This is a genomic window from Rathayibacter sp. VKM Ac-2856, assembly GCF_013205055.1.
Taxonomy (GTDB): domain Bacteria; phylum Actinomycetota; class Actinomycetes; order Actinomycetales; family Microbacteriaceae; genus Rathayibacter.
Genome location: NZ_JABMLF010000003.1, coordinates 351,439 through 371,786, shown reverse-complemented (window position 1 = coordinate 371,786; position 20,348 = coordinate 351,439). Strand labels below are relative to the sequence as shown.

The following is a 20,348-nucleotide window of genomic DNA, read 5'->3' as shown; positions in this document are numbered from 1 at the left end:
CGCCCCCTCACCTGAAGGACGACCCATGTCACGATCCCCCCGGCAGGAGCGCACCCGGCGCTCACGCCTCCCTCGAGCGGGCGCCGCTCTGACGCTCGCCGTCGCCTGTCTCGGCGGCGTCCTCGGCCCGATCGGCACCGCCGGCGCAGCCGAGAGCGTTCCCTCGCCCGTGCTGCAGTACTCCTTCGACGGCATCGGCGCGACCCTCGGCAGCGGAGCCGTCGTCGCCGACGCAGCACCCGGCAACCACCCCGGCACGCTGGTGAACGCCGGTGCCACCAGCGTCGCCGGGCCCTCCGGCACGTCGGGCGACCGCGCGCTCTCGCTCCCGGGCGGCTCCAACACGTCGGCCGCACCGCACGTCCGCATCGCGCCGGGCCTGATCCCCGCCGGCACCCAGGACGTCACGATGTCCGCCTGGCTGCGCTGGAGCGGTGCTCCGGACTGCACCTGGCCCTTCACCCTCGGCTCGAGCGTCGACTCGCACGTGCTCGCCACCACGAAGTGCGGGCCCGCCGGCTTCGGCGCGATCAAGAGTGGCTCCGAGGTGCGAGGCGCCGGCAACACGCCGGTCGCCGCGAACCGCTGGGTGCACATGGCGGTCGTCGTCAAGGGCGGCCAGTCGGTCTCGACCTACTTCGACGGCGCTCTCGTCGGCCAGGGGAACACCACCTACACCGCCGCCTCCGCGATCGGCACCTCCACGTTCTCCGGCTTCCTCGGCAAGTCCTTCTACGGCGGAGACGCCTACTGGGCCGGCGCCATCGACGACATGCAGGTCTGGACCTCCGCGCTCACCGCGGGCCAGGTGCAGCAGAGCGCCGCGAGCGTGCACTCCGTGCTCGCGAACCAGGACGCCGCCGTCTCGCTCGGCGACACCTCGAACGTGACCGCGAACCTGAACCTGCCCACGACCGGCGTCAACGGCTCCACGATCACCTGGACGTCGAGCGCCCCCGGCGTCGTCAGCACCAGCGGCGTCGTCACCCGGCCCACCGCAGGGAACCCGGACGCGACCGTCACGCTGACCCCGACCGCCGTCCACGGCGGCGTCACCGTCGTCGGCCGGTCGACCACCGTCTTCGTCCCGGCGTACGCCGCCGGTGACAGCGCCGAGGCCGAGCTCGCCCGGGCCGTGGCCGACGGCATCAGCAACGACCCCGCCCTCGCCGGACCGGTGCGCGGCAGCCTGAACCTGCCCTCGACCGGAGCCGATGTGGCCACCACCGCCACGCGCGCCGGCAGCTCGAGCGCCGTCGTCACCTGGACCTCGTCGAACGAGGCCGTCATCACCTCCGCCGACAAGGGCACCGCGCCTAACGTCGTCGCGAAGGGATCGCTCACGCGTCCGTCCGCCGACACCACCGTCACCCTCACCGCGACGGTGACCGTCGCCGGCACCACCCCCCTCGTGCGGACGCTCACGCGCACCGTGCCGGCCGCGGCCCCCGTCGCCGCGTCCGACCTCGACGCCTACCTGTTCGCGTACTTCACCGGCGACAGCGTCGAGGGCGAGAAGATCCGCTTCGCCACCTCCGACGGCAACGACTCGCTCAAGTGGAAGACCCTGAACGACGCTCAGCCGATCCTCACGTCGACCCTGGGCACGAAGGGTCTGCGCGACCCGTTCATCTTCCGCTCGAAGGAGGGCGACCGCTTCTTCCTGATGGCCACCGACCTCTCCGTCGGCACCACCGGCTTCGGTGGATCGACCAACCGCGGCAGCCGCTACCTCGAGATCTGGGAGTCCACCGACCTCGTCAACTGGGGCCAGCAGCGCCACGTCGAGGTCAACCTGCCGAACGCGGGCATGACCTGGGCGCCGGAGGCCACCTACGACCCCACCATCGACGCCTACGTCGTCTACTGGACCTCGGCTCTCTTCACCGACAGCACGCGCAACGTGGAGGACGGCAACGGACCGCAGATCCTCACCTCCACCACCCGCGACTTCCGCGACTTCACCACCCCCGAGGTCTGGTTCAAGGCCGCCGACGTCCCTTCGCTCAACAAGAGCAACGGCCTGATCGACGCCACCATGCTCAAGGACGGCGACACCTACTACCGCTTCACGAAGGCGACCGAGACCAGCGGCTGCCCCTCGCCCGACATCATCGGACAGAAGTCGACGAACCTGCGCGCTACCACCGCCTCCGGCGCGTGGAGCCTGATCGACACCTGCATCGGCCGCACCGCCGGAACGCCGGAGGTCGAGGGTCCCGAGATCTTCAAGACCAACGAGGGCGACCGGGCCGGGTACAAGTACTTCCTCTGGACCGACAACTACGGCGGCCGCGGCTACATCCCGCTCGGCACGAACTCGCTCGAGGGCGACATCCAGTGGACGATCCCCAGCAGCTTCTCGCTGCCGACCTCGCCGCGCCACGGATCCGTCGTCTCCATCACCGCGAAGGAGCGCGACGCGCTCGCGGCGAAGTGGAACCCGTCGCTCCTGGTGACCTCGATCGACGCCGTGGCACGGACCGTGCAGGCGGGATCGGCGACCGTCGACCTGCCCGCGACGGTGGGCGCGACCTTCAAGGACGGCCACCGCGAGACGGTCGCCGTGACGTGGGAGACCGCTGACCTCAGCACGCTGAAGAAGGCGGGGGACACCGTGCAGGTCCGCGGTCAGCTCGCCAACTCGGCCGCGACCCCCGCCATCGCCACGATCACGGCGACCGCTCCTCCTGGGCCCTCGGTGGAGGCCTCGGCCTCGAACCGCTGCATCGCCGGCAAGGTGACGGTCACCGCGACCGCCACCAACACCAGCGGCTCGACCGTCGAGATGACCGTCGCATCGCAGTGGGGGAGCAAGACCTTCACCGGCGTCGCACCCGGCAAGTCGGTCACCGCCGCCTTCAGCACCCGCGCCGCCTCGGTCACCGCGGGTGACGTGAACGTCACCTCGAAGGACTCGTCCGGCACCCGGACGGTCAGCGCACCCTACTCGGCACTCAGCTGCCGCTAGACCGAGATCCGGGAGGGGAGGAGCGCCGACCAGCCCCCCTCCCGGATCTCTCCACCCCGGAGCCCCGGCTCCCGTTCTCCGGGGAGCACGGACCGCAGCGTCCGTGCTCCCCCGGTCCCTCTCCTCGACGGAAGTAGACGAACAATGCGGTTCCGACGCACGACGGCCCTCCTGGTCGCCGCGAGCCTGACAGCGGGAGGCGCGGCGCTCAGCGCCGCCCCCGCGCAGGCCGCGGTCCCCGGTCCGATCCTCTCCTACGACTTCTCCTCGACCGCGGCCGCCGGCTCGCCCGTCACCGCGGGCACGACGCTCGTCGACTCCGCGGCGGGACGCTCCGCCACGGTCCGCGGCTCCGGAGCCACGACGGTCGTGGGACCGCGCGGCGGCACCGACCGCGCCCTGCGCCTCCCCGGCGGCGCCGCCGGGAGCTCCGCCGCCTTCGCCGAGATCGCGCCGGGACTGACCACGGCGGCGACCACCGACGTGACGATGTCCGCCTGGCTGCGCTGGGAGGGGAACCAGAGCTGCAGCTGGGCCTTCGCGCTCGGGCAGTCGACCGAGCGGTACCTCTTCAGCACCCCCCAGTGCGGCGGGAACCTCATCGGCGCCGTGAAGAATGGCTCCGAGCAGCGCGCGGTCGACACCGGCCCCGCCGCCACCGACCGCTGGACGCATGTCGCCGTCGTGCTGCGCAGCGGAGTGAGCGTCTCGACCTACGTCGACGGCCGACTCGCGCAGACCACCCCGACCTCCGCGACCGGAGCGGCGACCGTCGGCACCGCCGCCCTCTCCGGGCTGCTCGGCAAGTCGTTCTACGGCCCCGACCCCCTTTTCGCCGGTGCGATGGACGATGTGCACGTCTACTCCGCCGCCCTCACCCAGGACCAGGTGCGCGAGGACGCGGCCCCCGCCGCCGCCGCCATCGCCGCCTCCGACGCTGCAGCCGCGACCCTCACGGTCAGCGGCCCCGTCACCAGCGACCTCGCTCTCCCGACCCGCGGCGCCGGCGGCTCGACCCTCACCTGGGGGAGCAGCGACCCCTCGGTGATCGGCGCCGACGGCTCCGTCCGGCGCCCCGCGCCCGGCTCGGCCGACGCCACCGTGACTCTGACCCCGACCGCGACCTTCGCCGGATCCACGGCGACCGGCACCGCGCGCAGCGTGAGCGTCGCCGCGGACACCGAGGCCGACGCGACGGCGCGCCTGCGCACCGCCCTCGTCGTCCCCCCGACCGTCGCCTCGGGCACCGCCCTGCCCACGATCGCCGGGTACACCGTCTCGTGGAGCGCCGACGCAGCCGGCCTGTCCGGCGGCCGCCTCGTCAACGACACGACGACCGACCGGGCGCTCGCGCTCACCGCCACCGTGAAGGTCGGCGCTACGACGCTGACCAAGACCTTCCGCACCACGATCCTCAGCGCCACCACGGCGAAGACCGTCGTCTCCTACACCCGCACACCGACCGGCGAGAACAAGGCGAACCAGGACGCGATCGCCCGCAGCCTCCACCTCGCCGTGGGCTCGTCCGTCGCCGACGCAGCGCCGCTCTCCGGCAACGCGGGAATCCTCTTCGCCGACGGCGTCTTCGTCGGCACCGACAAGGCCGACGCCCGCGCCCTCACATCGCCCTCGCTCTTCACCTTCGCCGACGGCACTGTCGGCGTGATCGCCACCCGCATCCTCCAGTCGGGCGCCTCCGACGGCACCGGGACCGCGAGCGCCCTGGTCTTCAAGGCGACCGATGCCACCGCGACCGATTTCACCGAGCTCGGACTCATCGACCTCGGCACCACCGGCGGCGTCGTCTCGCCGCGGGCCGTCTACGACACCGACCAGAAGCGCTACCTCGTCTCCTGGACCGACTCGGCCGGAGCCGCGAAGTACACGACCGTCACCGACCTCGCCCGCACCGAGCTGCGGACGCAGGCGTTCTGGCCGAAGGACGGCGGACGGCGGAGCGTCGTCGTCACCGATGGGAACCGCGGAGCCGTCCTCGCCGGCAGCCCCGCCACCGTCGTCGCCCCCGATCTCTCCGGTTTCGGCGGCCGCGTCGCCGACGCCCTGCCCGGCAGCGCGCTGACGGTCTCCGCGTCCGTCGCCGAGGCGCTGATCGAGACGTTCGGCCGCACGGTCAACACCGCCTCCTCGGTCGCTCCCCAGACGATCGACCAGGGCGACACCTCGACCCTCGCCGGAGTGAAGGCGACGCTGTCCTATGCCGACGGCTCGACCGGCAGCCTCGGCGTCGACTGGAACCCGCAGCAGCTCGCGGACCTCGCCGCGAAGGGCCCGGGGACGTACGACCTCTCCGGAACCGTCCGCCAGCGGCAGTACAGCGAGCCGTTCGCCTACAACCGCGCGGACCCGACCATCTACCGCTACGAGCGCAACGGGAAGACGCAGTACCTCTTCACGGCGACCGACGACACGAACAACAACAACGTCGCCTCCCAGCACCTCCCGATCCGCGTGGCCGACAGCATCGACCAGCTCAGCGACGACAACGGCGGACGCACCCGCGAGGTCGACCTGCTCAACCGCACGACCCGGATGGACCGCACCGCCGAGGGCAAGGTGATCGCCGGCTGCTACTGGGCCCCCGAGATCCACGAGATCGGCGGCAAGCTCTCCATCCTGTTCGCCCCCTGCTTCAACCCGACGAACGACCAGTCCAACCAGGACGGCGCGTGGTTCACCGTGCAGGCGCACATCATGCAGCTGCGCGACGGGGGAGACCCCGCGAACCCCGCCGACTGGACTGCGCCGCGTGCCGTCGTGAAGAGCGACGGGAGCGCCCTCAGCCGCACCGGCACGGGACGCAACATCAGCCTCGATATGAGCTACTTCGAGTCCGGTGGAACCGCCTACTACGCCTGGTCCCAGCGCTACGTCGACAACGGCGCGAGCGACCCGGCGACCTGGATCGCCAAAGTCGACCCCGCAAACCCCACGCGCGTCATCGGCGAGCCGACCCCGATCATCGTGCCCTCGCTCACCTTCGAGGACCGCCTGGCCGAGGGCGCGTTCGCGATCCAGAGGGACGGGAAGATCACCCTCGTCTACTCCAGCAGCGCCGTCAGCCCGAAGTACATCGTCGGCGGCGCCTGGGCGAAGGAGGGCAGCGACCTGACCGACATCGCCAGCTGGACGAAGTACGACGCCCCGCTCCTGCAGAGCGTTCCGATGCCCGACGGAGTCGTCGACTACCGCACCTACGAGCAGGGACCGGGCCACGGAGCCGTCACTCAGGACGAGGACGGCAACGACCTGTACGTGTACCACACCTGGGGCAATGGAGTCGGAGGAGACGGCCGGGACACCCGCCTCACCCGCATCCACTACGCCGCCGACGGCCGACCGGTCTTCGACCTGACGCCGACCGAGGAGGTCGCGCCCGCGAACCGGACCGTGACCGCGAAGGTGACCGTCACCTCACCCCTCACCGTGACCGCGACCGCGTCCACCCGCTGCGTCAGCGGGAAGGTCGTCCTCACCACCGTGGTCAAGAACGACAGCCGCTCGAGCATCGACGTCACCACCGCCACCGCCTACGGCTCGAAGACCGTGACCGGCGTCGCACCCGGCACATCGGCGACGACCGCGACGACCACCCGCGCCGCCTCGATCCCCGCCGGATCGGTCGCCACGACGTCGACGGCCACCATCGACGGCAAGGTCGTCACCGCCCAGAAGAACGCCGACTACTCCGCGCGCAGCTGCCGCTGAGAGAAGGGGGAGCGGGAGGCACGACCGCCCGCTCCCCAGATACCCGCATCGGACATCACCACCGCTGACTCCAGCACCTTCACCGGAAAGACGAGGACCGACACCATGCAGCACCGCAGAACAACCGCGACCGTCCTCGCCGCCGGCCTTCTCTTGACGAGCGTCATGCAGTCGTCCCTCTTCACTGACCAGAACGCCGCCTTCACCGAGGCGCTGAACGATCCCACCGAGACCGCAGCGGCTCCAGGTGATCGCGACGTCCTGCTGATCAACGGAAACGCCTTCGACCTCTCCTGAGCACCGGTCATCCCCTGACAGACCGACGATGAGCGGCCCACGCCCCCTGCCGACTCCCGCCTGACGACCACGATCCTTCGGAAGTCCGATGGACTCCGCCCCGAACACCCACCACACACGCCGCGCCGGCATCACCACCGGCCGCAGAACGGACAACCCGACATGAACACTCGCTCCTTCCTCCTCCGCGGAACCGCCGGTATCGCCGGAGGCCTGCTCCTGCTCGGCGTCGCCGGCACCGCCTTCGCCGACGAGCAGCAGGGCGCCGACGACGTCGACGTCAACGTGCAGATCGCGCCCCTCACCGGGGTCGGCGCGCTCTCGATGACCGTCGCGAGCGACTCCACCGCCCTGACCGAGAACGGCTCGACCAGCACGGTCCGCCAGTTCACGGGCTCCCTGCCCACCGTCACGATCACCGACACCCGCGACGCCGCGGACATCCCCGCCGGGGCCGGCTGGTACGTGCTCGGCACCGCGAGCGACTTCACCTCGTCGACCGGCGACACGATCGGCGCGGAGAACCTCGGATGGGCCCCGAACCTGATCGACGGCGGAGACTCCGGACTCGTCGCCGAGGGCGACGTCGTCGACACCGCCCTCGACGCCGGACCGAACAACGTCGGCCTCGTCGACCAGGAGCTGCTGGCCATCACCGACAACAGCGCCGAGGTCGCCGAGGAGGGCTCTTGGACCGCCGACGCGGCACTGACCCTCAAGACCCCGACCACCGTCGACGCCGGCGATTACAGCTCCACCCTCACTCTCTCGCTCTTCGAGTGAGAGAGAGGACTCCTGTTCCGTCTCGCGGCAGCCGCCTCCTGACGGCTCTGCCTGGTCGGGCGCGGCACCCGAGAGTGTGCAGCGCCTGCACCTTCAGCGGCGACGTCGACACCTTCATCCTGATCGAGCTCGCACGAGGCGAGCACGCCGAGGAAAGCGGTCTCAGAGCAGCACTTGCGCACCGGACCGCTGGCAGCATCAGCCTCATCGCCCTGCGTGTGCACCTTCGCAGCCTCTCGAGTCGAGGTCTGGTGCTCCTGGAAGGACGCAGGAGAACCAAGGTCCTGAGCACAGAGAGTCTCTCGATCACGCGCGCTGGCAGGGCCTCCCTCGCGGCTCAGGCGCGGGCACTGGATCTCCTCACTGAGGAGATCCACGTCGCTCTCCTCGGCGGCAAGCCGACACACTGACGTGGACTCGGTCCCGGAGACGATGACTCCATCCCCACCACTGGACGAGAGCGGCGTGAGTGCGCTGCCGCGCTCGGCCCGCTCACTGTCGTGAGGGTGGACCTGCCAGGACGCGGGGCCGGCACCTCCGGTGAGGAGATCGAGTGGCTCCTCGCGTCCTTCGTGAGAGTCCTTCCCGGCGAGGACGCTGCGGTGTCCGTGCTCGGCGCTCCCACCGGCGCGCAGACGCTGGCGGCGACGAGTCGGCGAGCGGCGACGCTTGACGAAATGCAGATCGACCTCGGCGAAGGGCCCGCCTGGGATGCACACCGTACCTACCGTGCGACCGAGATGCGCATCGACGACGAGCGGCACTTCGCTGCATGGCCGGTCTTCGGTCTCTCCGCTGAGGCGGCCGGAGCGAGGGCAGCCCTCGCCGTTCCTCTGCTGGTCGGCACCTCGAACATCGGCGCCGTCACCCTCTACAGCAGCGCCGTGATGCGGCTGGATGCTCAGCAGCTGCAGCTCGCCGGTCGATTGTCGGGAACCCTGGCCAGGGCAGTGGCCGAGCAGATGATGAGTCATTCGGCTGACGGCGTGCCCGTCCGTGATCCCGCATTCTCGCGCCGAGAAGTGCATCAGGCGACCGAGATGGTGATGAGCCAGATGCGGTCGACGCCCGCGGACGCCCTGGTGATGATCCGCGCCCACGCCTTCTCGGAGGGCATCGGCGTGCGCGAAGTGGCCGCACTGATCATCGCCCGAGCGCTCGACTTCTCCCGCGATTCACCGGCCTGAACCGAGGCGTGAATTCACATGCCGGTAACACGCCAGTAACAGGCAGCTCGTGGTTGCTCTGCTTTCCTTGACGAGTCCTCGGCGAGGGCGCCCGCAGATGCAAATGCTGTCTGACGGGGAGGCACTCTCGATCGTATGCATCGATTTCTGGAGTCTAACGCGCCGGGTCGTAGGCCAGTCCTGGCCTCGCGGTCCTCTCGCTTGCGACCGCGTCATACCTGCTGAGCAAGGAGACGGGATGTCCAGCGCATTGATCGTGATCGACATGCAGAACGGTTTCATCCACCCGGAGGGATCGCTTCCGAGCCTGGGGCTGGGGATGCCCGGCGTCGAGGCCGTCATCGCCGAGAACGGAGAAGCGATCGCTGCGGCCCGTGCTGCAGGCATACCCGTCATCTACACCCGGAGCGTCTTCCGACCCGGAATGGTCGATCTGCCGATGCGCATGGAAGGCCTCCTCCCGCCGGACTTCGAGATTCTCGAGCGCGGCAGCTGGGATGCGGACATTCACTCGGACCTGACACCTCACGAGGGCGAGGCAGTCATCGACAAGAACCGCTACGACGCCTTCCTGAACACCCCGCTCGAGCAGGTTCTCCGGACCCTGGGGGCCACGTCCGTGCTGGTGACCGGAACGGTCACTTCGATCTGCGTGGAATCCACGGTGCGGTCAGGCTACATGCGCGACTTCGACATGTACGTCGCCTCAGACTGCGTCCTGGGCGCTCCGGGGCAGCACGAGGCCTCGCAGAGCATCATGGGCGCCGCGTTCGCTACCGTGCTGCCCTGGCGCGAAGCGATGGCGGCGCTCCCTGAGGCTGCCGTCCCTGCCGCATCGGCAGTGGGCGCCGACAGGCCGTCAGGTCAGTCGTCGGCGGCCGGTCGATCGGCGAGCCGCGCAGCGAGGACATCGCGATGCGGCGGCGGGCCTCGGGATCCGGCAGACGATCGGCCAGGGACTCGTAGACCCGGAGGCCGTCCGCGGCGAGGCGGGCGACGAAGCGCGCGAGCTCCGCTTCGTCAGCATCGCTGGTGGGTGGTGCGGGGGTGGGCCGACCCGAGACCTCAGCGCTCATCTCGGCTCCTGAAGGGACTTGCGCTCGACGGCGACTCGCACCACCGCTGCTCGTGGCAGGGTGAAGGGGGCCTCTTGTTACCGTGAACAATTTGCATTAGGTTCAGCGTGTCGACGAGGATCCCCCGTCCTCCCCTGCAGTTCGACAAGCGTTGCGCTCTTCGTGCTCTCGCTTCCCCCATCTCGGATTCAGAGGCGAATCCGGAGAGGAACCGTCAATGTCGACGTCCCCACGCCCGAAGAGACCCGATCCCAAGGCACTGCGGGCACTTGTCACCGCCTCCGTGGCGACGGTCGCCCTGCTGGCCTCCTGCGCTGTCCCCGCGTCCGCCGCGACAGCAGCCGATGCGGTCCCGTCTCCGGAGCAGAGCCTGCTCGCTGACCTCACCTTCGATACGGCGCCGAGCAACGGCGCGTACGTCGACCGCAGCACCCGCGCCTCCGTCCAGGGAGCGGCGAACCTGGTCCCCGGGAACACGGGCCAGGGAACAGCAGCGCGCCTCTCGTCGGCCTCGTGGCTCGACCTGACCGCCACGGACGGCAAGGCCCTCCTGGCCGGTCGGCAGAACGTGACGATCTCGTACGACAGCAAGCCCGACGCCTCGGCGAACACCGGCTGGGCCGTCTTCGCCGCCCGCTCCACCACGCGTCAGGAGTACGCCCAGGAGCACTACCTCGGCGTCCTCGACCGGACCTCCGGAATCACGGTCGAGCGGTACGACAACACGAACGGCCGGAACACGGCCGGGAACCTGGCCACGACGGCGACGAACGCCGAGTGGAAGCACGTCGATCTCGTCATCACGGAGTCGACGACGCGTCTCTTCGTCGACAAGAAGCCGGTCGCCGTCAACGGCTCCGGCGTCCCGCTGAGCCAGATCCTCGGAGCGTCCGGTGGAGTCCTTCAGGTGGGCAAGGCGAACTGGGGCGGGGGAGAGTACTTCTCCGGCCTGATCGACAACCTCCGCATCTACGACCGAGCGCTCTCCGGCACGGAGCTGGGCGCGGAGAACGCCGCGGTCACCTCCGACGCGGGCGCCGCACTGGCCGTGCCGGCCACCGTGCTCGGCGACCTCCCGTCCCGCGTCCTCGGCAAGCAGGTCACCTGGAGCGCCACCGGCGCCGGGGCGAGCCGCGTGCAGTCGAACGGAGCGATCGACACGTCGGGCCTCGGCACCGGGACCGCCGCCGTGACGCTCACCGCCACCGTCGAGGGCAGCAGCCAGACCTTCCGCTGGGACAGCCGCATCGCCGCCCCCGGCGGACGGATCGCGACCTACGTCAAGACGGTGACCACCACGGCCGGGACGAAGGACGACCCGCTGGCCTACAACGACGACCGCCGCGCTGATGCGCTGTACGCCGCGGCACTGCCCGCCGGCGGCAGCAGCTGGGAGCCGCTGAACCGCTCCCAGGCGATCCTGTACGTCGCCAACGACGGCGACCAGAACGCGAAGCCGAACGCTCAGGTCGGTTCGCCGAGCCTCTTCCGGTACGCGAACGGGGCGCTCGGCGCGGTGTCCGCGCAGAACAACGCGACCGACTCCGTCTACGTGTGGACTTCTCCCGAGGGGAGCACGTTCTCGCAGCAGCGCGCCGTGCGGATCGCTCCCGGCTCGGTCGTGACCGACCCCCGGATCGTGTTCGACGCCACGGCGCAGAAGTACAAGGTGTTCTGGACGGACCTGCTCACGGGTGAAGGACGGGTGACGGTCCTCGCGGACCTGACCACGAGCACACCTCTCGGCGTCACGTCGAAGGCTGACACCCGGGTCCTCGGCGTCCAGGGCGCAGGACTCCCGTCCTGGGCCGCGCAGAGCCAGGCGAGCGACCTCGCGGTGACGGCCGCCGAATTCGACGTCTTCTACAAGAACTACGTCGACCTCCAGAACACGGGCGTCGAGAAGATCGACGCCACCGTCGCCCAGGGAGCCGGAGCCGGTGGAGTCGCCGCCGCGCTTCCGAAGCAGGCCGTGCTGACCTACAACGACGGGTCGAAGAAGAGCATGAACGTCGACTGGCAGGACGACCTCTCCGGAGTGGACACCACCACGCCGGGCAGCTACCAGGTCTCCGGGACCCTCCAGCAGGATCCCGAGGAGATGGTCAGCGACGCCCGCGCCGATCCGCACGTCTTCTTCAACCCGGACGACGGCTACTACTACCTCACCGGTTCGCACTACGGACAGCCCTCCCTCGGACCGATCGAGGAGAGCTCGAGCTACCGCAAGATCGGCCTGAAGCGGGCCACGACGCTCGCCGGGCTGCAGGACGCGCCGGAGCAGATCGTCATCGACCCGGACAAGGGCACGCCCGGCAAGGAGGGGCAGTACCCGAACACGTTCTACGGCTGGGGCGGCTACATCTGGGCGCAGGAGTTCCACAAGATCAACGGCACCTGGTGGATCGTCGCCGGGATGAACAAGGGCTACGCACCCGTCGGCGGATGGTGTGACAACACCGTCCTGATCCCCTACACCGGCACCGACGCATCCATCGCCGCGGGCGGCTTCTTCGACCAGACCAAGTGGGGCGAGCCCGTCGTCCTCGACGGAGCCGCGTTCGACGTCAGCTACTTCGAGCGCACCGAGGCGGGCGTGCAGCAGGGCTACTGGATCATGCCCTCCGGCGGGCAGATCCTGATCGGCAAGGCGAAGACCGGACCGAAGGGCACCGTGCCCCTCGTCGACGGCGAGCTGAAGCGCGTGTACGGCGAGTCCCAGCCGTGGGAGATCGGCAAGCGGTCGCCCACACCCAGCGACACGACCGAGGGCGCCGACCAGGGGATCGTCGAGGCGCCGTTCATGGTGCAGCAGGGAGACGCGATCTCGATCACGTACTCCGGCGGTACCGTCGACAAGTACTACAGCCTCGGTCTCCTCACCACGACCGCGAGCGCCGACCTCCAGGACCCGGCGAGCTGGAAGCAGACGCCCTTCCCGGTGCTCGACACCAACGACACCTACACCGGTCGCCTCGGAGCGGACGAGACCCGCTACTACACGAAGCAGCAGGCCGGAACGGGACACAACTCGTTCGCGAAGGACGAGTCGGGCAACCTCGTGCTCGCCTACCACGCGCGCCCGTACCAGGACCCGCACCAGGCCACCGACCCGCAGAACGCCGGCGGGCTCTTCGACTCCGACCGCAACACCTGGTTCAAGGGCGTCAACGTCCGCGCCAACGGCACCCTCGACCTGTCGCTGACGAAGAACCAGGAGGTGGCGCCGGGGAACCGGACCGTCACCGCGACCGTCGTCGTCCGCGGAACGACCTCGACGGTGACCGCGACCGCCACGTCGCGATGCGTGGCGGGGAAGGCGATCGTCACCGTCGTCACCAAGAACACCGGTGCCGCCGCGGCCGTCGTCACCTGGGCGACGCCCTGGGGTGAGCGCACGCAGAGCGTGGGCGCGCAGAAGACCGCCTCCCTGGCGATCACGACCCGCGCCACCGCGATCGCCGCGGGGACGCTCACCGGAACGGCTGTTGCAGCAGGCGCGAGCACGCCTGTCACCGCGACGTATCCCGCAGCTCGCTGCGGCTAGCGCGAGCGAGGAGCGGGGCCGGCCGACGGCCGGCCTCGCTCCTCGTCGTCACGCCCACTCACCTTCGAAAATCCCCCACCGATCAGGGCCGGCACCGCTGCCTCGCCCGGACATGAAGGAGTTCCCCATGAGACTCGTCCCACGACGGCGCACTGCGCCTGTCGGCGCGCTGCGGAACCCAGCCGCCCCTCGGGCGCTCGGCCGGCCCGCCCGCCGCTCTCCCCTTCGCGCTGCCGTGGCCGCACTCGGCCTCGGGGCGGTGCTGGCCGCCGGCCTCGTCGCCCCCACCGCCACCGCGGCCGACGCGACCGCCCCCACCGCCGGCCTGCTCGCCGATTACCGCTTCAACCAGACGACCGGCGCGACCGTGCCGAACGCGGCCGGCGGCGCAGTAGGAGCCGCCCGCGTCGTGAACGGGACCGACGCGCTCTGGACCGGCACGTCACTCCGTCTCACCGGCGGCGCGAAGACCAGCGCGGCCCCCTGGGTCGAGCTGCCCGACGACCTGCTGAAGGGGACGTCGTCGGCCACGGTGACGATCGAGACCCGCGCCGACGCATCGATGCTGAACGACTTCCACTTCCTCTGGAACATCGGCAGCGACAGCACTTCGCAGTACTGGTTCGCCTCCGTGCGCGACAGGGTGCGCACCGCGATCACGACGAGCGGCGGCGGCGGCGAGAACAACGCGCGCAGCGCCTCCGGGATCGCGGCCGACCGCTGGTACAGCCTCGCCTCGGTGATCGACGGCTCGGCCGGCACGATCTCCTTCTTCGTGGACGGCGCCCGCGTCGCCTCGGCCCCCACCGCGCTCCGGCCCTCCTCCGTGGCCGACCAGTCGCTGAACACGATCGGCCGCGCGCCCTACCCCGATCCCTTCTATAAAGGCGAGGTGTCGACGTTCCGCGTCTACGACCGCGCCCTGACCGGCGAGGAGGTCGCGACCGTGTCGAGCGTCGACGCGACGCTGCACGCCTCGTCCTTCTTGCCGCTGACCGCGGCCGTGCTCGACGGGGTCGCCCCGCTCACGATCGACGACTCGACCACGAACCTGCCCGACTACGGCGGCACGGTGCGGTGGACCTCGAGCGACCCGACCCTCCGCGTCTCCGCCGACGGCCGCACCCTCACCGCCGACCGCCCGGCCGTCGGCCAGGCCGCGCGGACCTCGTCGCTCACCGCGACGGCGTCGATCCGCGGAGTCTCGCAGTCCCGCTCCGTCGCCGTCACCGTCGAGCCGCAGGTCGGCGTCGACACCCCCTACGGCTACCTGATGGTGCACTTCGTCGAGGACGCCCAGGGCTACGCCGAGAAGATCTACCTCGACGTCTCGCGCGGCGACGACCCCGAGAAGTGGGACCCGCTGAACGGCGGGAAGCCGATCCTCGCCTCCGACCTCGGCACCACCGGCGTCCGCGACCCGTACCTCACCTACAACCCCGAGACCCGGAAGTACTACATCATCGCCACCGATCTGCGGGTCTTCGGCGGCGACCAGGGCACGGGCTCCTGCACGACCTGGTGCTACTGGACCACGCAGGGCAGCACGATGATGAACGTCTGGGAGTCGACCGACCTCGTGTCGTGGAGCGACGTGCGCCAGTTCGACGTCGCGCTCGACGCGGCCGGCGCGAAGACGCTCGAGGCCGGGATGATGTGGGCGCCCGAGGCGACCTGGGTCGCGGACTACAACGGCGCGGGCAAGGGCGCGTTCGTCGTCTACTGGTCCTCCACCGTGTACCCGAACGCCACGCACACCCCCGGCACGGGCGCGTCACGGATCCTCTGGGGTGCGACGACCGACTTCACGCAGGCCACCTACTCCTACGGCGGCACCTTCATCGACACCGGCGCCGACGTCATCGACACGACGATGATCCAGGACGGCGGCACCACCTACCGGATCTCGAAGGACAACGGCACCGGTCGCGGCATCTACATGGAGTCGACGACCGCGAAGCAGTGGTGGCTCCCGTCGACCGCGTGGACGCAGCTGCAGGACCGCATCGGCGCCGTCTGGGCCGGCGGCAACGCCGGGGGAGTGGAAGGGCCCGCGGTCTTCAAGGACCACGGGGCCGACCGCTGGTACCTCTACGTCGACGTCATCCCCGCCACCGGCTACCGCCCGATGGTCACCACCGACCTCGACGCCGGCTGGACACAGCTGACCGACCCCGGCTTCTCGCTGGCGGCCTCGACCAAGCACGGCGGGATCGTCTCGCTCACCGCGGGTCAGTACGCCGAGGTCCGGGCCGCCGACGCGGCTTCCGCAGTGCGCTCCGACCTCGGCGAGGTCGGCTCCGTCGCCGCGCTGCCGGCCCGCACGGACGTGGTGCTCGCCTACGGCCGCGGCACGGCCTCGCAGCCGGTGACCTGGAACACCTCCTCCGTCGGCACCGCTCCCGGCCGCTACCCGGTCACCGGAGTCGTGCGCACGATCGGCGCGAACGACAACCAGTGGGTCGGAACGGGCGGATCGACGGCGTACAACGCGCCCGGCCGCGTGCTCTCGAGCTCGACGGCCGTGCGGGTGACGGCGACGGTCGTCGTCAGCGCGGCGACCGCGACCCTCACCGCGTCCACGCGCTGCGTGGCCGGCAAGGTCGTCGTCACGGGAGTCGTGCGGAACACGGGCACGACGCCCCTGTCCGTCGTGATCCGCTCGGCCTGGGGCACCTCGCCCACGCTGACCGCGGCCCCCGGAGCGAACGCGACGCACGCCTTCACCACGCGCGCCGCCGCCGTCCCGGCCGGCACCCTCACCGCGACCACCGGCACCGCGACGCTGCAGGCCGCCTACCCCGCCCGCACCTGCGGCTGACGCGCCCACACATGCTGGTCGAGTAGCCGCGGAGCGGCGTATCGAGACCCACGTCTGCAGAGTGGTGGATCTCGATACGCCCTCTGCGAGGGCTACTCGATCAGCATGGCCGCGCCAGCGCGTTGCCTGACAGGAGCGGCCTCCGCTCGCTATGGACGCGCAAGCGCGCTGCCTCACGAAAGCGCGAACGCGCTCCCTGGAAAGAACGGGCGCGCATAGGCGCGCACCGCAACCATGCTGGTCGAGTAGCCGCGGAGCGGCGTATCGAGACCCACGTCTGCAGAGTGGTGGATCTCGATACGCCCTCTGCGAGGGCTGCTCGATCAGCATGATGTCGGGACTCATTTGCCACCGCCGCTACTCGCTGCGCCAGTCCCGGAGGAACTCCTCCGTCGTCTTCGTCTCGAGCTCCAGCTCGATCTGCCCGAGCAGGTGGTACGGATCGCCGATGTCGGCCGGCGTTCGGATGATCTCGGCGCCGGTGTCCAGGCGGGTCACCACGAGGTCGTGCGTCGTCCAGTACCCGCCGCCGAGCAGGGCGTCCACGGTCAGCCGCAGCCAGCCGAGCGGTCGCGGCCGCAGCTCCGCGCGCAGGTGCTCCGCGGCGACCTCGCGCTCGTCGTCCTCGTCCGCAGTCACGCCGTCACCGTAACGCGCGGGCCCGCGGCGTCCGAATCAGTGGCGCGCCCGGAGTCAGTGGCGTACCTGGAACCAGCGGATCAGCTCGCGCAGCGCCGGCAGCGTGGCACTCGCGTCGACATCGGTGTCGATGTCCTCGAAGGTGGTGCGGTAGCCGGGCAGCTCGGTCGTCATCGCGTCGGTGATCGCCTCGTACGCCATGGTCCACGACGGGAACAGCCGCTGCTGCGGCCTCTCCTCGAGGAGGATCCGCAGACCCGCGTGCCGGGGGTCCTCGGCGATGATCGCCATCCGCTCGCGCACCGTCGCGTCCGGCCCCTCGAGCAGCTGCAGGAAGCGGCCGTCGCGGAAGAGCAGGATCCCGGTCAGCCCGAGGCGCTCGTTGTTGGCGCGGCACTGCTCGAGCAGCGCGGGCAGGTCCGACTCCTCGAGGCCGGCGGCGGTGTGGCTGGAGTAGACGAGGGAGCGGAGGTCGCCGTCCTCGGACGGACGATCGGCGGAGTCGGACATGGACCCATCCCATCAAAGCGCCCGCCGGCCCGGCAGCCCCTGCCGGGATCCGCATCGCGCTGCTATGCGTCGCGGCCCGGCCCCCGCGACGACCTCACAGCAGCTCGACCCCGCCCGTCCGCCGCAGCGCCCGGCGGGCCGCGGCCCAGCCGAGCAGTCCCAGCCCGAACCACGCCCCGCCGATCAGCACGACGGCAGCGGTCTGCAGCGCGAATCCTCCCGTGACCCCCTCCGCGAGCAGCGTCCGCGCGGCGTCCGTGGCCTGACCCAGCGGGAGCACCCGCGCGACCGCCGCGAGCGCCGGCGGCAGGGCATCCACCGGCGCGACGACCCCGCCGAGGACGGTCACGACCGCCGCGAACGGCCCCACCCAGGCGAGTCCGTCGCGCGAGCGCAGCCCGAGCACCCCGACCGCGAGACCGCAGCCGCTCCCGGCGAGGGCGGCGCAGCAGACCAGGACGATCGCTCCCACGGCGTGCTCCGCTCCCGCCACCGGATCGATCAGCAGCACGGCGACGACGAGGGAGACGAGCCCGGCCGGGACGCCGACGGCCGCGCCGGCGAGCACGGGCCCGAGCCAGAGGAGCGCGGCTGAGCGCGCACTCAGCAGCACGGTCGCGAGGACCTCGTCCTGCCGCATCCGGGCGAGCGCTGTCGCGACGGCGTCGACGGCGGTGAGGACGGCGAGGAGGAGGCTCGCGGTCACGCCGACCGCGAGAGGCGCCGGCCGCCCGGGCCCTGCGACGGCAGCGAGGAAGAGCAGCTGGAGGATCGGCCCGACGACGACCGCGACCAGCAGGGTCCGGCGCGTCCGGGTGGCGTCGATCGTCCGCAGCGCCACCACGACCGACGCCGGCACGACCGACGACCGCGCGACCGACGACCGCGCGACCGCGGCCCGCACGACCGATGCCCGCACGACGGAGACCACCCCGCCCGTCGCCCGCGCGATCGTCGCCACCGCGGCCGCCCGCCTCGCGATCCCGCTCACGACAGCGCCAGCGTCCCGGCCGACCGCGCCCGCCGGACGGCCACGCGGAGGATCGCGCGCGCGACCAGCGCGGAGACGAGCGCCGCGAGCAGTCCCTGCGCACTCCACACCGCGACCGCGCCCGGCGCGAGACCTCCTGAGATCCCCGCGTGCAGGACCTGCACCGCTCCCGTCAGCGGATCGAGCACCCCGAGCAGCTGCAGCGGCACGGGCAGCTGCGCGTGCTTGATCACGGCGCCGGAGAGGAGGAGGACCGGGGCGAGCAGGATCGGCTCGTAGACCGTCGCGTGCCGCGTCAGGACGACGAGCCCGGAGAGCGCGAGCGCCGTCGTCGCGCACGCGGCGGCGAGCAGGACCAGGCCGAGCGCGACGAGCGCGGGCGAGTGCGGCGCGGTCCAGCCGTCGAGGAGCCCGGCGCCGAGGACCGCGGCAGGAAGGGACAGGACGCCGACCGCGGTGCAGGCGATCGAGATCGGAGCCAGTGCGGTGCCGATCGGGCGCGGCGTCAGGGCGATCTGCTCCAGGACCCCCTGCATCCGCTGGTAGCCGAGGATCCCCACCGCCGTCGCGGTCGCGCTCCACACGCCGACCACGACGCCGTCGGCCCACAGCGCCGGACCGCCCCGTCCCGCCTGGACCCGCAGCGCGACGAGCACGAGCGGCGCGATCAGCGCGGTCTGGACGAAGTAGGCGTTCCGCAGCAGCAGCCGCAGGTGGAAGGCGCCCTCGCGCACGGCGGTCCTCACTCCCCGCCCTCCCCTCGGCTCGGGCCGTCCTTTCGGCACCGCTCGACGAGCGCGAGATAGCCCTCCTCGAGCGTCGCCCGCCGGGTGGTCCACGCTCCGGTCGGGACGCCGGAGACGGCCGCCGCCAGAGCGCGGAGGTCGGGCCGCGAGGAGTCCCAGCCGACGACGACGACGTGACGGCCGGCGATGCTGTCGGAGCGGACCGAGCGGACGCCGTCGACCGCGGAGACCGCCGTGGTGAGCTCGGCGGAGAGCGCCGGAGCGGCGAACGTGGTCACCTCGCCCAGCCCGCCCGCCGCGGCGATGTCCTGCGGCCGACCCGCCGCGCGGAGACGGCCGTCGAGGAGGACGAGGCTTCGGTCCGACAGCTCCTCCGCCTCGTGCAGGTAGTGGGTCGTGAGGACGATGCCGCGCCCGCTCCGGCGCAGCTCGCCGATCAGGGCGCGGAGCGCCTGCGCGGCCTCGGGGTCGAGCCCGACGGTCGGCTCGTCGAGCAGGAGCAGCGGCGGCTCCGCCAGCAGCCCGCGGGCGAGGTGGAGCCGCTGGCGCATCCCGCGGGAGAACTCCTCGACCCGGTCGTGTCGCCGGTCGGCGAGATCGACCGCGGCGAGCACCTCGAGGACGCGCGCGCTCCTCCTCCCGAGCGGCAGGTCGGCGAGCGAGGCGAAGTAGCGGAGGTTCTCCAGCGCGGTCGCGCGCAGGAAGAATCCGCGCTCGCCGCCGAGGACCAGCGCGAGCCGGCGCTTCGCCTCGTCCGGCCTCGCCACGGCGTCCACCCCGTCGACGCGGATCGTGCCGCCCGTCGGCGTCAGGAGGGTCGCGATCATCCGCGCGAGCGTCGTCTTCCCCGCGCCGTTCGGTCCGAGGAGCGCGACGACCTCGCCCGCCTCGACCCGCAGGCTCACGTCCCGGACGGCCCAGGCCGCCTCCGCCCCCGCGCCGAACCGGCGGGAGACGCCCTCGACGTCGAGCAGCGGCGCGGTCCCGTCCGCGGTCCCTCTCGCGCTCATCGTCCGCCCTCCCGTCGCCGTCAAGGGTTCCCCCGCGAGGCCCC

General features: G+C 71.4%; 13 protein-coding genes. 8 read left to right on the top strand and 5 right to left on the bottom strand.

The window, feature by feature from the left end; all coding sequences use genetic code 11:
• The first annotated feature begins 25 nt into the window (after positions 1–25).
• The 8 genes from HQQ82_RS12225 (at position 26) to HQQ82_RS12190 (ending at position 16,408) form a co-directional block, all read left to right on the top strand.
• Positions 26–2,971, top strand: coding sequence for an immunoglobulin-like domain-containing protein (locus tag HQQ82_RS12225; RefSeq protein WP_173233528.1), 2,946 nt, complete (start codon positions 26–28; stop codon positions 2,969–2,971).
• A gap of 144 nt (positions 2,972–3,115) precedes the next feature.
• Positions 3,116–6,697 (top strand): family 43 glycosylhydrolase, encoded by a 3,582-nt coding sequence (locus HQQ82_RS12220; RefSeq protein ID WP_173233526.1) that lies wholly within the window; start codon positions 3,116–3,118, stop codon positions 6,695–6,697.
• A gap of 105 nt (positions 6,698–6,802) precedes the next feature.
• Positions 6,803–6,994, top strand: coding sequence for a hypothetical protein (locus HQQ82_RS12215; RefSeq protein ID WP_173233525.1), 192 nt, complete (start codon positions 6,803–6,805; stop codon positions 6,992–6,994).
• Positions 6,995–7,156: 162 nt separating this feature from the next.
• Positions 7,157–7,777, top strand: coding sequence for a hypothetical protein (locus tag HQQ82_RS12210; protein ID WP_160086819.1), 621 nt, complete (start codon positions 7,157–7,159; stop codon positions 7,775–7,777).
• 500 nt (positions 7,778–8,277) lie between these two features.
• Positions 8,278–8,964 carry a GAF and ANTAR domain-containing protein gene (locus HQQ82_RS12205; protein ID WP_367948280.1) on the top strand — a complete coding sequence of 229 codons (687 nt, stop codon included), beginning with the start codon at positions 8,278–8,280 and terminating at the stop codon, positions 8,962–8,964.
• 238 nt (positions 8,965–9,202) lie between these two features.
• Positions 9,203–10,126, top strand: coding sequence for a cysteine hydrolase family protein (locus HQQ82_RS12200; protein ID WP_173233521.1), 924 nt, complete (start codon positions 9,203–9,205; stop codon positions 10,124–10,126).
• Positions 10,127–10,257: 131 nt separating this feature from the next.
• Entirely contained in the window at positions 10,258–13,587 is a 3,330-nt protein-coding gene (locus HQQ82_RS12195; RefSeq protein WP_173233519.1) for a LamG-like jellyroll fold domain-containing protein, read from the top strand.
• 235 nt (positions 13,588–13,822) lie between these two features.
• On the top strand, positions 13,823–16,408 hold the full coding sequence (locus HQQ82_RS12190) for a LamG-like jellyroll fold domain-containing protein (protein WP_173233517.1): 2,586 nt from the start codon (positions 13,823–13,825) through the stop codon (positions 16,406–16,408).
• 357 nt (positions 16,409–16,765) lie between these two features.
• On the opposite strand, the gene HQQ82_RS12185 is transcribed toward HQQ82_RS12190, so the two are convergent.
• The 5 genes from HQQ82_RS12185 to HQQ82_RS12165 all read right to left on the bottom strand — a co-directional run bounded on the left by HQQ82_RS12185 (position 16,766) and on the right by HQQ82_RS12165 (position 20,304).
• Positions 16,766–17,047: a hypothetical protein gene (locus HQQ82_RS12185; RefSeq protein WP_173233515.1), complete on the bottom strand. Its 282-nt coding sequence runs from the start codon at positions 17,045–17,047 to the stop codon at positions 16,766–16,768.
• Between the two features lie 54 nt (positions 17,048–17,101).
• Entirely contained in the window at positions 17,102–17,557 is a 456-nt protein-coding gene (locus HQQ82_RS12180) for a BLUF domain-containing protein (RefSeq protein WP_173233513.1), read from the bottom strand.
• A 94-nt stretch (positions 17,558–17,651) separates the two neighbouring features.
• Complete coding sequence (locus HQQ82_RS12175) at positions 17,652–18,548, bottom strand: ABC transporter permease (protein WP_173233511.1); 897 nt, start codon at positions 18,546–18,548, stop codon at positions 17,652–17,654.
• Positions 18,545–19,294: an ABC transporter permease gene (locus HQQ82_RS12170; RefSeq protein ID WP_173233509.1), complete on the bottom strand. Its 750-nt coding sequence runs from the start codon at positions 19,292–19,294 to the stop codon at positions 18,545–18,547. The genes HQQ82_RS12175 and HQQ82_RS12170 overlap by 4 nt, the downstream gene beginning before the upstream one ends.
• Positions 19,291–20,304: an ABC transporter ATP-binding protein gene (locus HQQ82_RS12165; protein ID WP_173233507.1), complete on the bottom strand. Its 1,014-nt coding sequence runs from the start codon at positions 20,302–20,304 to the stop codon at positions 19,291–19,293. The genes HQQ82_RS12170 and HQQ82_RS12165 overlap by 4 nt, the downstream gene beginning before the upstream one ends.
• Positions 20,305–20,348: the final 44 nt, after the last annotated feature.